At 43.7% G+C, this 12,831-nt stretch carries 10 protein-coding genes; 7 read left to right on the top strand and 3 right to left on the bottom strand.

The genetic code is table 11. The features are described from left to right. The first annotated feature begins 5 nt into the window (after positions 1-5). The 6 genes from fdh3B (at position 6) to R7E51_RS08830 (ending at position 9,350) form a co-directional block, all read left to right on the top strand. Positions 6-614, top strand: coding sequence for a formate dehydrogenase FDH3 subunit beta (gene fdh3B / locus R7E51_RS08855; RefSeq protein WP_005377536.1), 609 nt, complete (start codon positions 6-8; stop codon positions 612-614). Between the two features lie 14 nt (positions 615-628). Then, entirely contained in the window at positions 629-1,681 is a 1,053-nt protein-coding gene (locus R7E51_RS08850; protein ID WP_017821916.1) for a formate dehydrogenase subunit gamma, read from the top strand. Then, on the top strand, positions 1,665-2,081 hold the full coding sequence (locus tag R7E51_RS08845; protein WP_005377532.1) for a membrane protein: 417 nt from the start codon (positions 1,665-1,667) through the stop codon (positions 2,079-2,081). Before R7E51_RS08850 ends, R7E51_RS08845 begins: the two co-directional genes overlap by 17 nt. A 424-nt stretch (positions 2,082-2,505) precedes the next feature. Continuing rightward, the gene (locus R7E51_RS08840; protein ID WP_017821915.1) at positions 2,506-6,885 is read left to right on the top strand and encodes an RHS repeat-associated core domain-containing protein; all 4,380 of its coding nucleotides are present in this window, start codon (positions 2,506-2,508) and stop codon (positions 6,883-6,885) included. Between the two features lie 2 nt (positions 6,886-6,887). Further along, positions 6,888-7,787: an immunity 49 family protein gene (locus R7E51_RS08835; RefSeq protein WP_206957992.1), complete on the top strand. Its 900-nt coding sequence runs from the start codon at positions 6,888-6,890 to the stop codon at positions 7,785-7,787. 342 nt (positions 7,788-8,129) lie between these two features. Then, positions 8,130-9,350, top strand: coding sequence for an ammonium transporter (locus tag R7E51_RS08830; protein WP_206957991.1), 1,221 nt, complete (start codon positions 8,130-8,132; stop codon positions 9,348-9,350). A gap of 32 nt (positions 9,351-9,382) precedes the next feature. On the opposite strand, the gene R7E51_RS08825 is transcribed toward R7E51_RS08830, so the two are convergent. Beyond that, complete coding sequence (locus tag R7E51_RS08825; RefSeq protein ID WP_206957990.1) at positions 9,383-9,556, bottom strand: hypothetical protein; 174 nt, start codon at positions 9,554-9,556, stop codon at positions 9,383-9,385. A 118-nt stretch (positions 9,557-9,674) separates the two neighbouring features. On the opposite strand from R7E51_RS08825, the gene cobB reads away from it, so the two are divergent. Beyond that, a complete protein-coding gene (gene cobB, locus R7E51_RS08820) occupies positions 9,675-10,406 on the top strand; it encodes a Sir2 family NAD+-dependent deacetylase (RefSeq protein ID WP_005377522.1) in 732 nt (243 codons plus the stop codon). An 88-nt stretch (positions 10,407-10,494) separates the two neighbouring features. Here the strand turns inward: cobB and R7E51_RS08815 are convergent, their stop codons facing one another. Together R7E51_RS08815 and R7E51_RS08810 are read right to left on the bottom strand one after the other, a co-directional pair. Continuing rightward, positions 10,495-11,532 (bottom strand): extracellular solute-binding protein, encoded by a 1,038-nt coding sequence (locus R7E51_RS08815; protein WP_005377521.1) that lies wholly within the window; start codon positions 11,530-11,532, stop codon positions 10,495-10,497. Between the two features lie 249 nt (positions 11,533-11,781). After that, positions 11,782-12,813: an extracellular solute-binding protein gene (locus tag R7E51_RS08810; protein WP_206957989.1), complete on the bottom strand. Its 1,032-nt coding sequence runs from the start codon at positions 12,811-12,813 to the stop codon at positions 11,782-11,784. Positions 12,814-12,831 lie beyond the last annotated feature (18 nt).

Here is a 12,831-nt window from a genome sequence, read left to right as displayed (position 1 = left end):
TGACAATGGCACGAATGAAATTTCTATGTGACACCAAACGCTGTATCGAGTGTAACGGCTGTGTTACTGCATGTAAGAACGAAAACGACGATGCTCTTGAATGGGGCATTCAACGTCGCCGCGTGGTAACACTAAACGATGGTGAAGCCGGTGAAAACTCCATCTCTGTTGCTTGTATGCACTGTACCGATGCGCCTTGTATGGCAGTTTGTCCAGCAGACTGTTTCGAACATACCGAAGACGGCATCGTTCTTCACAATAAAGATCTGTGTATCGGTTGTGGTTACTGTTTGTTTGCTTGTCCGTTTGGCGCACCTCAGTTCCCTAAACAAGAAGCGTTTGGCGAACGTGGCAAAATGGATAAATGTACTTTCTGCGCGGGCGGCCCAGAAACAGAGCCAGGCTCTGAGGAAGAACGTCAAAAATACGGTGCGAACCGTATCGCAGAAGGCAAGTTACCGATGTGTGCATCGCTTTGTTCAACCAAAGCACTGCTTGCGGGTGACGCAGAGAAAGTCTCTGACATTTTCCGTCAACGTGTGGTAGAACGCGGCGCGAAAAACGCAGGTTGGACAGACGGAAACGATCTTTCTTACGATGCGACGAAAAGCTAAGTAAGGAGAGGCACATGTTAAACACGCTTAAACGTGCGTCTCTAGCAATGCTGTCAATGATGACAGCATTGCTGCTGACTTTCGCAATGCCTGCTTCAGCAGAGGAACAATCTTCTAAAGTTATTCAACAGGAGATCACGCAACTCGCCGGGGCAGACTATTGGCGCGAAGTCAGAGAGGGGCAAGAAGGTTATACCACGTCTAAATCGCCAGAACATGGCGTATTAATCAGTAAACCTGGTGAAACTTGGTACATTCTAAAAGAGAAATGGATGTCTCCTGCTGGTGCTGTCGCGATTTTCGGCAGTATCGCGATGGTTATCATGGCTTACGTATTTGTTGGCCCTTTGATGCTAAGTAAGCCTCGTACAGGCAAAAAGATGAAGCGTTGGTCTCGTTTAGACCGCGCGCTTCACTGGAGTATGGCGTTTACATTCTTAACGTTGGCATTCAGTGGTTTGATGCTGGTTTACGGTAAGCACTTCTTAAAACCGTATGTTCCTACTGAGTTCTGGGGCTTTATCGTCATGTTGGCGAAGCAGTACCACAATTACATGGGGCCATTGTTCTTCATTTTGCTGATGCTCGTGCTCTTTAAATGGTGGCGCAAGTCGATTCCAAACATGACTGATGTTCGTTGGTTCATGAAAATGGGCGGTATGGTTGGTAAACACAAAGGCACACATCCGTCAGCTGGTTTCTCAAACGGTGGCGAGAAGGCAATCTATTGGTTGTTGATCTTCTTTGGTGCTATCGCGGCAGTGAGTGGCTTAGTTCTGGACTTTCCTATCTTTGGCCAAACTCGCCGTGACATGGAGCTTTCTAACTTAGTTCATGCGATTTCGGCACTGATTCTAATCTGTGGCTTTATCTTCCACATCTATATTGGTCTATTCGGTATGGAAGGTGCGTTAGAAGGCATGGTGACTGGTGAAGTTGATGAAACATGGGCGAAAGAGCATCACGATCTTTGGTATGAAGAAGTGAAATCCAAAGAAGCAATGGGCGAAACAGATACGGCACAAACGGAAGTAAAAGGAGCGAAAGCGAATGAACAAACCTCATAACGGGATTTGGGTTGCGTACATCCTGAGCTGTCTGACCCCGTTTACGTTTCTGATCTCAGGCGTTATCGCAATTATCTATGCGGGTTACCGATTAGATAAGGGAGAAGACAGTGACGTAGTGATTTCTCATTACTACGGTTTAATTCGTACCTTCTTTCTCTACCTGACGTTTTTTGTTGTGTTGATCGTCACCGTCGCGACTTCTAACGGTGTACTCGTTGGCGTGAGTGATTATTGGTTGCATAGTACTTTGCTTGAAACCATCGCTTACTTTATTCCTTGGGTAGGGATGGTGTTTGCTGCATTAGCCATCTTGGTGTGGTTTATGCGAATGTTTCAAGGGATGCAGCAACTGCTCAATAACCAACCACACAGACCATCGACAGGTCCAAACCTTTAATCAGTATTCTTTAAGCAAAACCGCCGTAATAGGCGGTTTTTTTTGTTGCTGTTTTGTCTCAAATATGAAGCGTTGAGTCGCAGTGGTGATACTTGATGCAACTTATTGAGTGAATTTACGTAACTGGGCAGAAAATCATAGTTAAGTAAGAAACATGTAAAAAAATCGCGTCACGATGAGACATTAGTCTCACTCACGCTATTGTTCATTTACTCAGGATTCATCGTCCCGTTAAAGTACGCTGCGCTCAGAAATTCAAAGAGTTGCATACGTGAAAATTGCCATCAATACATTCAGTCTACTCATACAGAGGAATCTCTATCGGAGGATGTTTGATTAAGGCATCTTGCTCTCACAAATAAAAAGAGCGAAACGAGCATTAAATGATGCGGCAAGGTAAGAAAAGGACAAACACGTTACGGCTATGATCCCTCAATTCGTCATTCCTATCACGAATCGCTTTGGCGAAAGTTATCACTTCTCTGGTCAGTTACTTACTAGCGGCGAACCTAAAACATTCGTGACCAAACAAGAGGCAATAGAGTTTCTTGAGAGCTTTGGTGAGCTTGACCTTCGCTCTGTCGAGGACTTGTTCTATGCGATTGGTCAATTCAAGCCAAACATACCTGACGGTGAGCTTACTTCCCAACACTATAATTCAACGTTTGCCAATGCTTTGGTGAACGGTGACTTGCATGTCGCTCGAATTGTACCTACCGGCGAAAACTACGCACTCTCGTCAGCGGTTACGCCTCCACCGACTCAAAATACCGTCAATGCAAAACCATCGAAGGGAAAGGGGAAGTCGAATAAAAAGAGTGGCAGAAGTGCCGCATCCGACAAGCCTCAGCAACAAAGCAGCGAAAAACATGAGAAAGCCGGTGATCCTGTATCACTTGTGACGGGTGAAGAAATTCTCGAACTCTATGATATCGAGCTACAACAAGGTACTACTTGGCAGCGTACTTACCGCTCTTCGCAGTCGGATGTAAATCATGGAATGGGCTTTGGTTGGCGACATGCATTTCAGTTTGAATTACGCGAAAAGACGAACGAGAAAGACAATGTTATCGCTTGGGAGTTTGTTGACGATAAGGCCGATATCACAGAATTTGAGCCAGTAGATATTGGAGCAACAAGTTATCAAATATACGCTGGTGCGAGCTGTTATTTCCTGAGCTCAACAACTCGGATTGTAACGCTCGCGAATGGGCATCAATATCGATTTGAACAGAAAGATGATCGTTGGGTTGTTAAACAAGTCAGAAATGGCACGTTTTCAACGTTTCAACTGCAGTATTCTCGAAACCATCGATTGATCGAGATTGCATACAACAAGCGTCCGGTTCTTGAATGTCAATATGATAAGCAAGGACGCCTTGTAGAACTGCTAAATGCAAAGTCCCAAAAAGTTCTGACAACTTATACCTATGATGAGCACGATGATTTGGTCAGTGCAACTAATCATTTAGGCTTAAAGGAACAGTATCAATACCGCGGGCATTTAATTGTTAAACGTGTACGACCAACTGGCTTTACTCATTATTTTGAATGGGATGGCGAAGGTGCAAAAGCGAAATGCATCAGAAACGTTGGGGACGCAGGAATTTATGACTATCGCTTCCATTATCAAGGAAATCACTCTTCTTATTCTGACTCGTTAGATCATCAATGGTCTTTCTTGCATGACGAGCAGGGTAACTTACTCGAGAAAATAAGCCCCACAGGTAAAACTTGGCGATGGCAATATGATGAATTAGGGCGAAAAGCGCAAGCTATCTATCCTGATCAGTCAACGGTCAATTATCAATATAATCAGCATGGTCAATTAGTTTCTAAGTTTCATTCCTCTGGCAAAGAAATTCAATATGGTTATGACGGCTTAGGTAAGTTAGTTAAAACGGTTTCACCTGACGGGGATATCGAGAAGGCTTACTACAATAGCCTCGGTCAAAGAGTTTGGGATACCGACCAGTTTGGCTGTGTCACGGAATATGATTACGATAAACACGGTCAAGTCGTCAAAAAAGAGTCTGAAGATGGTAAGAAAAGTCAGTGGTGGTGGGATGAACAACAAAGACTTATCGCGAATGAAATAGACGGTACATTACTTCGTTATAGCTACAATGAAGAAGATTTAGTGAATGGCGTTGCTTATCCCGATGGGTGTATTGCTCAACTCGCTTATGATCAATTTGGCAGGCGTACATCAGTTCGTTATTTTAACGACGAAGACAAAGTCGGTTATAGCGAAGAATATTCTTACGATGAGCACAGCCGTGTTGCTCAGATTCGAACGCCAGCAGGCATTACCTCATATCAATGGGGAGCACTCGCGCAACAAGAAGCAGTCATCTTTCCCGATGGCAGCCATATTTCTTACGAATACGATCAACAACGTAACCTGACTAAATTAGTTCGGAGTGACGGCTTAGAGTTCGAATTCCTGTATGACGATGAAGGCCAGCTGTCAGGAACTGTCGGGTTTGATAATCTACAAAGCCAATTTGATTATGATCATATGGGACGGATCCATCGTAAGCAAGTCGCCGATAGGACTGTGCTGTATCGCTATGACGCTGCGGGTTATCTCAAGCACGTCAAAGCAGGAAATGGTAGCAGTATTGTAGAGAACCACTTCAACTATACGCTTGGTGGTCGACTTACTTTCGCATCCAATCGCCATCAAACATTGCAATACCAACACTCTTCATTCGGGCATTTAACAAAGCGCATTCAAGGTCAGTTTGAGATAGCGCAGGAGTTTAACAGAGTTGGCCAACGCGTATCTCAGGTACTGCCAGATAATACGGAGCTGAACTTCTCTTACGATCGATATGGGCGTTTTTCAGCGATTCGGTTTGGAAACCTAGATTTACCTCAAATCAAATTTCATTACGATGAAATGGGACGAGTTTCCCAAATTGAAACGGCATATTTTAATGAGCGCATCATTTATGATGGTGTTGGTCGTTTGGTCGAACAACATTGGCCTGATAGAGAGAAAAAGTACGTTTACAATGCGCAAAACCGTATTTCATCAATCATTGATAATACGGCAGGAGCAACACACTATCAGTACGATGCCTTAGGGCAACTGAAACGAGTCAATGCTTCCGGAGAAGTGACTAAGTTTGAATACGATAGTTTTGGCAATCCTACTTTGCCATCTTCAGAGGTATTCGCTGATCGTATTGAAGTACACGATGGTGTCCGGTTCAAATATGACGCGCAAGGAAACCAGACAAAACGTGAGGGGCAAGGACACGTTCAGACTCGCGTATTTGATGCGTTAAATCAGCTCATTGAAGTTCACACCGACGATGGCATCAGTCAATATGAATATGATGCATTAGGGCGCAGGACGAAGAAAATTACACAACAAGGCGTTACGGAGTTCTTGTGGGAAGGGGAACGTTTAATTGGTGAACGCTCTTCATGCGCTTTCCGCTGGTACCTATATCAACCAGAAACCTACACGCCAGTGGCACTGCTAGAAAATGACGTTATTTATTGGTACCAGTGCGATCAAGTTGGTAAACCAGAGCGACTGATCGATTGCGAGGGGAATGTTGTATGGAGTGCCAGCTACGATGCTCATGGCTTTGCTCATGTACATATTGAAAAAGTAGTAAATCCACTGCGTTTTCAAGGGCAGTACTTCGATCAAGAAACCGACTTACACTACAACCTCGCTCGGTATTACGATCCTAAGCTAGGACGCTTTATCCAACAAGATCCGATATCTATTGCTGGTGGCATTAACCATTACCAATATGCAGTCAATCCTATCCAGTGGATTGATCCAACAGGTTTCCTTTGTGAAGAAGGGTTAAAACGCTTGGGTCAAATGTTGGCAGCGTATCAGGCGCAAAGCGATGTCCCCCAAGAGGTTTGCGATCAGATTTTAGAGGCAGCAAAAGAATCATCCGTCGGAGAAGATGGCGTTCGCTCGCAAGTCAAAATCCGAAAACCCAAAGGTAAAAATCATATTCGATATGAATACGATTTAGACCATATTGATTGCGAGAAAAATGAAATTACTTTTTATCGTCATATCAATCATTCAGATGGCAGCAGGCACGAAGTTCAGTATGTTGTTGGGATTGAGGAATTTGTAAATGCGCATGTTTTTGACTCAGAGAAAGTTGGCGGGGAAGAAGGTTGCACGATCTTTACTGAAGATCTTGTGCTGAATAAAGCAGAGTATAAAGAAAACTCTGAACTCAATACGAGTGATTATGAGCTAACAGAAAGAAACAAAGAAAAAATTGACGAATGCTTAAAAGAGCGTCAAGAGGCAATCGACGCTCGAGCTGGCGAAGAGGGATATAACGCTCAAATTGGTAATATTAACCAACAGTCTGCAAAAATAGGTGAGTTGGCCGCGGATGACTTTGTCCGGAGTAAACGTCCTAATGCTAAGCTGCTTCATCCCAAAGATATTGGAACCTCAATTTCGAAGCCGGGCGACTTTGATATGGTTTACCTCTCAGATGATCCTGAAGAAATCATCATCGTTGAGGCTAAGGGGGGCAGCAGCCCGCTCGGCAGTCGTAAAATTGGCAATGAAGCATATCAGCAAGGGACAAGTAAATATGCGGCGGAAATAGTTAAGTTAATGTCAGAGAATAAAGAAGGAACGACTGAAAAATTAGCTGCCGACGAAATCCAATTTGCAGCTTTCTCCGGCATACCTATTCGATATATACATACTCAAGCAAGCATCCCAGAAAGTGGAAAAGCCTCGGACGTAAAACTAGAAGTGGCAGAATTTAAAATTGATTCAGAAGGACTAAAGTAAAAATGCAAAGCAAAGAATCGGTCAAAGTTGTAGAGCGCAAAGCAAATCCTGAACTTGACACTCAAGCCATTGTGAATCGGAAAAAATTTATAAACCGGGTCTTAGATAACAGAAAAGAAGGTCTTAAAATCAGGCGGGAAAACCTGGTCAGTCTTGGTGATTTTGCCATTGACCAGGTTCGCTGGTATACCTGGTTTCAAGCCTCACATGAAGATGAGCAAATATGTACCTTGCGTCTTTATGAAACTTCGCTAATGGGCGCATGTTATCATCGGCTCGCTATGTATCAGAAAGAACCATTAAGTATCCAGATACTCGGCTATCCAGAAGTGACATGGGATGGGGAAGGTATTTTAAAAACAGGCTTCATTTGTCCTTCAATGTGGCTAGATGCGTATTTTACTTCGGTGATTGTGCGTGATAAACCTAGCATGGACGTATTGGCGAACTTTCCGATTTCTTTGATGAGACAAAGCTCTACTAAAGCGGGTGAATTGTCTTACATGTTAGTAGATGTCATCCAGTCGTTTCATAATCGCACATCGGACTATCCTGATAAGCTCGTCGCAGCAATGGACGCAGCGGTAGCCCAAGGGGATAACTGGGCGTTGGAAATTGCGATGGGGATCCTAGAAACCTTCGCAGCGCTCACTACTAACATTGGTTATGATTTTGAGGAAGTGCTCGTTAAAAACCTACAGTTTCAAGAGAAATATCATCTTAGAGAATTGGGACCAGATAGAGTAGGGATCCGCACGTTCATTAATTTCCCTCTGCTTGGTATGGCATGTATGTGGTATGAGAAAGGTAACCGTTTATCTGTTGAAACTGGTTGGCTCCCCCCCTATCTCGTTGAAGGACGTTGGCTAGAAGAAGTAAAAGCCGGGAAGATCACTCGATAAACTCCTTTAGTTAGCAATTCCGTATATAAGCCACCTCTCATGAGGTGGCTTTTACGTTTATCGTATAAAGTTTGCTGTTTGTTGAGCTATATGGTGCGCATTATGTTGGTGCACTAAAACCATATTGGTGCACTTATTAGCGTGTTAAGCGCCATTTTAAGAATGCCTAATTTTATTAAAGTTCATACAAAACAATAAATTAAATCGTAAGTGTTAGAAATGTAAATTATGGAATGAGAATTGCTCTGATAGACGCTCTATAAATTAAGTTCACCAAATTGGTGATGAGCCTAACTTTGATGCACAGGATAAGTGCGCTACAGATCAACGGAGACAATCATAATGAGTGTAACTGCCAATCAGGTACACGGCGCTGTACAAACTCTCACGCAAAGTTCCGACACACTTTTCTTACTACTTGGCGCAATCATGGTTTTTTTGATGCATGCTGGTTTTGCTTTTCTTGAAGTAGGAACCGTGCGCCAAAAGAACCAAGTTAATGCTTTAGTTAAAATCTTGGCCGATTTCGGTATTTCCGCCATTGCGTATTTTTTCATTGGATACTGGGTCGCTTATGGCGGCACCTTCTTTGCTGATGCAGAGACATTATCTCAAGGCAATGGTTACGAGTTGGTGAAGTTCTTTTTCTTGCTGACCTTCGCTGCAGCGATTCCTGCTATTGTTTCTGGTGGTATCGCAGAGCGAGCTCGTTTTTATCCGATTCTAATCACAACATTTTTCACTGTCGGCATCGTATACCCGTTATTTGAGGGAATGATCTGGAACGGAAACTTTGGTGTTCAAGCTTGGTTTGAAAATACCTTTGGTTATGGCTTTCACGACTTTGCAGGTTCAGTTGTTGTACATGGTGTTGGCGGCTGGATAGCGTTGGTTGCCGTTGTGTTTTTGGGCATGAGAAAAGGCAGAGTTCGAGCAGGAAAGCATACCAACTTTGCACCTTCGAATATTCCGTTTTTGGCTTTGGGAGCTTGGATCTTATGTGTGGGGTGGTTTGGCTTCAACGTCATGTCAGCTCAAACCGTGTCAGGCATAAGTGGCTTGGTGGCTATGAACTCATTGATGGCAATGGTCGGGGGCATTGTCGCGTCACTGTTGGCTGGTAAGAATGACCCTGGCTTTATTCATAACGGCCCACTAGCTGGCTTGGTTGCTGTATGTGCGGGCTCAGACTTAATGCATCCTATCGGTGCTTTAGTGACAGGTGCGATTGCTTGCGTGCTATTTGTTTATCTTTTTACCCACCTACAAAACAAAACCAAGATTGATGATGTGCTAGGTGTCTGGCCTTTACACGGTGTATGTGGCGCTTGGGGTGGTATTGCCGCTGGGATTTTTGGTCAAAGCGCATTGGGTGGGCTAGGTGGCGTGAGCATTATCGTTCAGCTTCTAGGAACGCTTTTGGGCCTTTCCATCGCAGTGCTTGGTGCACTTGTAGTCTACGGTGCGATTAATACCAGTATGGGACTAAGGCTTTCAGAAGAAGACGAATTCAATGGCGCTGACCTAGCCATTCATAAAATATCTTCGACCAACGAGGATTGAGGCCAATATGGGAGCGGCATAAAGCCGCTCTTTTAGCAATTGCCTTTCTTGGCTTGGCCTGGAGGACAGAAATTACCATTACCTCGATGGTCATCATCATTGGTGCTGACTCTTACCTTTACATCATCGACTTCGCCTTCAACATTGGTAAGTTGACAGCCGGCCAAAGTCATAAACAATGTAAACGTTAGAGATACTTGTCTCATTGCTGTTCCTCTTAAATTGTAATTCTAATAGTGACCATTACGACTATGGTCTAATCCATATTACTACTGTTGCTATTCTTTCAGTGTTAAGCTAATGAAAAAACAGCAAGGATGAGTTATGAATTTCCCTTATAGAAATATTGTAGTACTTACTGGTGCAGGTATCTCGGCCGAATCTGGTATTCAAACATTTCGTGCGCAAGATGGCCTATGGGAGAATCACCGTATCGAAGATGTAGCAACGCCTGAAGGGTTTGCTCGCGATCCGGACCTTGTTCAAGACTTTTACAACCAACGCCGCAAGAAACTTCAAGATAATGCGATAAAGCCTAATGCAGCGCATGAAGCATTAGGTCGTTTAGAGGCTGAGTTAGAAGGTAAAGTGACGGTCATCACTCAAAATATAGACAACCTTCACGAAAGAGGCGGCAGTCAGAATGTGATTCACATGCATGGTGAGTTGCTCAAGGCCCGCTGTAGTGAATCTAACCAAGTAGTAGAACACAATGAGGACATTAAGACAGGCGAGCTTTGTCACTGTTGTCAGATCCCTTCACAAATGCGACCACATATTGTTTGGTTTGGTGAAATGCCACTGCGAATGGGTGATATCTACGCGTCATTAGAAGAAGCAGATTTGTTTATTTCTATTGGGACTTCTGGCGTTGTGTATCCCGCAGCAGGTTTTGTTCATGATGCAAAAATGCACGGCGCACATACCATTGAAATTAACCTAGAACCTAGTGCGGTAGAAAGTGAATTTGAGGAAAAACGCTACGGAAAAGCAAGCGTTGAGGTTCCAAAATTAGTTGACGAGATACTGGCTCTAGAAGGAAAAGAAAGAGCGTAATAACTTCAACAGGAAGAGTTTTTGTCTTGTCATTAAGAACAAAAAAGCGGCTCATGAGCCGCTTTTTCATATCTTTAAAACTAACGAATTAGTTGTTCACTTTTAGCTTTTGGAAGTACTCATCGTACATTACGCTCGCTTCGCCAACTTCATCTTGCCAAGTACCGCTGTCCATCACTTCTTGTGGTGGGAAGATGCTTGGATCATTAGCAAATTCTTTCGGTAGCAGATCGTGTGCCGTTTTAACTGGCGTAGGATAACCAATCTCAAGTGCAATCTTAGCTGCGTTCTCAGGGCGCAGTAAGAAGTCAATCATCTTATGAGCCGCATCAACGTTCTTCGCACCAGCTGGAATTGCTAGGCTGTCCATCCAGAAGATAGTGCCTTTTTCTGGCCAGATGATGTCGATGTTCGCGCCTTCTTGACGAGCCATGTATGCAGAACCGTTCCAAAGCATGCCTAGTGAAACTTCACCCGCAAGGTAAGGGTTTGCAGGAAAATCTGAGTTAAATACTAATACGTTTGGCATTAGCTTTTTCAGTTCTTCGTAAGCGGCTTTGATTTCTTCTGGGTTAGTCGTGTTTGGTGAGTAACCAAGCTTAGTCAATGCAATGTGGAATACTTCGCGAGAATCATCCATCAGCATTAGTTGACCTTCCCACTTGCTATCCCAGAAATCATCCCATTTAGAAACCGATGACTTGTCTAGCATGTCAGCATTGATACCAATACCGGTCGCACCCCAAATGTATGGGATAGAGTAGTTGTTGTTCGGATCGAACGGTTTGTTTAGGAAGTTAGTATCAAGATCGGCAAAATGAGATAATTTCTCTTTGTCGATCTGTTGTAGCATGCCTTCTTTACGCATTTTAGAGACGAAATAGGTAGACGGTACTACCAAGTCGTAACCAGAACCTTGAGTTTTTAGTTTTGCATACATACTCTCGTTAGATTCGTATGTAGAGTAAATAACTTTGATTCCGGTTTCTTTTGTAAAGTCTTCAAGAACTTCGTTTGGAATGTATTCCGACCAGTTGTAGAAATACAGTTCTTGATCAGCAGCCATTGCAGGGGTAGCGATGAGCGTCGCTGCACATAGAGCGCTTGCGTAGAATTTACTTTTCATTTGTTTTCCGTTTTGTTTCGCGATTGGACAAGTCAATACTAGCTGGAGTTATCAAGTTGAGCCAAATCGCAGTAAGCACAAATATGTTCATTTAGCTTGAATATCGCTGTCTCCTTATTATGAGACGATAAATCTATGATACCAAGACAAATAAACCTAGCAACGCGCGATTATATCAGCCTAAGACAAAAATAGGCAGCGTATTGCTGCCTATTTTCCTATGGTTGATGACTTGTTACACAAGCTAGATTATTGTCCCGCTTTCAGCTTTAGGAAGTAATCTTCGTATTTAACGGTTAGATCACCAACCGCATCTTGCCATTCAACGCGGTCAAGGTCTTCTTGAGAAGGGAACAGTGGGGCAACGTCTTTAAACTTAGCATTCGATTCTTCCACCGCCGTTAGGTAGCCAGTATCACGAGAGATTTGCTCTGCGATTTCTGGGCGCAGTAGGAAGTCAATCATCTTGTGAGCGGCTTCTACGTTCTTCGCACCGGAAGAGATAGCGAAGTTATCAACCCAGCCGATACCGCCTTCTTTAGGAAAAACGAGTTTAAGGTTCAGGCCTTCACTTTTTGCCGCTGCGGCGCTACCGTTCCAAAGCATACCAACGCCCACTTCACCAGACATGTAAGGTGCGCCAGGGTTGTCAGAGTTGAAAACTAAAACGTTAGGCATCAACTTTTGTAGCTCAGCGTACGCTTCATCGATTTGCTTAGGGTCTTTTGAGTTACCTGAGTAGCCAAGTTTACGTAGAGCGATATGGAACACTTCACGAGTGTCGTCCATCAACATTACTTGACCTTCAAGCTCAGGCTTCCATAGGTCAGCCCAGCTTTGGAAGTCGTTTGGATCGTACATATCTGCGTTAACCGCTAGGCCTGTAATCGCAACAACGTGTGGGATAGAGTAGTCGTTACTTGGATCGTAAGGCTTGTCTAGGTAGTTTTTATCTAGGTTGCCGAAGTTTTTCAGCTTAGTCTTGTCGATCTTTTGTAGCATACCTTCGTCTCGCATCTTCGCTACGAAGTACGTTGAAGGTACTACTAGATCATAACCTTGGTTATGAGTTTTTAGCTTTGCATACAAAGTTTCGTTCGACTCGTAAGTCGAGTAGATCACTTTGATGCCAGTTTCTTTAGTAAATTGCTCTAGGATATTACTGTTGATGTAAGGACCCCAGTTCATAAATACTAATTCTTTATCATCCGCTGCCGCTGTACCAGAGAACAGAGAAAGCGCACATGCACTACCAGCTAATAGAGTAGCCCATTTTTTCATTGACGTTAGCTCCAAACC

The sequence above is a fragment of the Vibrio sp. Vb1166 genome, from assembly GCF_033338695.1.
Classification (GTDB): domain Bacteria; phylum Pseudomonadota; class Gammaproteobacteria; order Enterobacterales; family Vibrionaceae; genus Vibrio; species Vibrio alginolyticus.
This window is presented reverse-complemented; position numbering and strand designations above follow the sequence as displayed.

Bases quoted from the DNA above. Each gene is read 5' to 3' on its own strand.
- fdh3B (WP_005377536.1), top strand. From the start codon at position 6: ATGGCACGAATGAAATTTCTATGTGACACCAAACGCTGTATCGAGTGT.
- R7E51_RS08850 (WP_017821916.1), top strand. From the start codon at position 629: ATGTTAAACACGCTTAAACGTGCGTCTCTAGCAATGCTGTCAATGATG.
- R7E51_RS08845 (WP_005377532.1), top strand. From the start codon at position 1,665: ATGAACAAACCTCATAACGGGATTTGGGTTGCGTACATCCTGAGCTGT.
- R7E51_RS08840 (WP_017821915.1), top strand. From the start codon at position 2,506: ATGATCCCTCAATTCGTCATTCCTATCACGAATCGCTTTGGCGAAAGT.
- R7E51_RS08835 (WP_206957992.1), top strand. From the start codon at position 6,888: ATGCAAAGCAAAGAATCGGTCAAAGTTGTAGAGCGCAAAGCAAATCCT.
- R7E51_RS08830 (WP_206957991.1), top strand. From the start codon at position 8,130: ATGAGTGTAACTGCCAATCAGGTACACGGCGCTGTACAAACTCTCACG.
- R7E51_RS08825 (WP_206957990.1), bottom strand. From the start codon at position 9,556: ATGAGACAAGTATCTCTAACGTTTACATTGTTTATGACTTTGGCCGGC.
- cobB (WP_005377522.1), top strand. From the start codon at position 9,675: ATGAATTTCCCTTATAGAAATATTGTAGTACTTACTGGTGCAGGTATC.
- R7E51_RS08815 (WP_005377521.1), bottom strand. From the start codon at position 11,532: ATGAAAAGTAAATTCTACGCAAGCGCTCTATGTGCAGCGACGCTCATC.
- R7E51_RS08810 (WP_206957989.1), bottom strand. From the start codon at position 12,813: ATGAAAAAATGGGCTACTCTATTAGCTGGTAGTGCATGTGCGCTTTCT.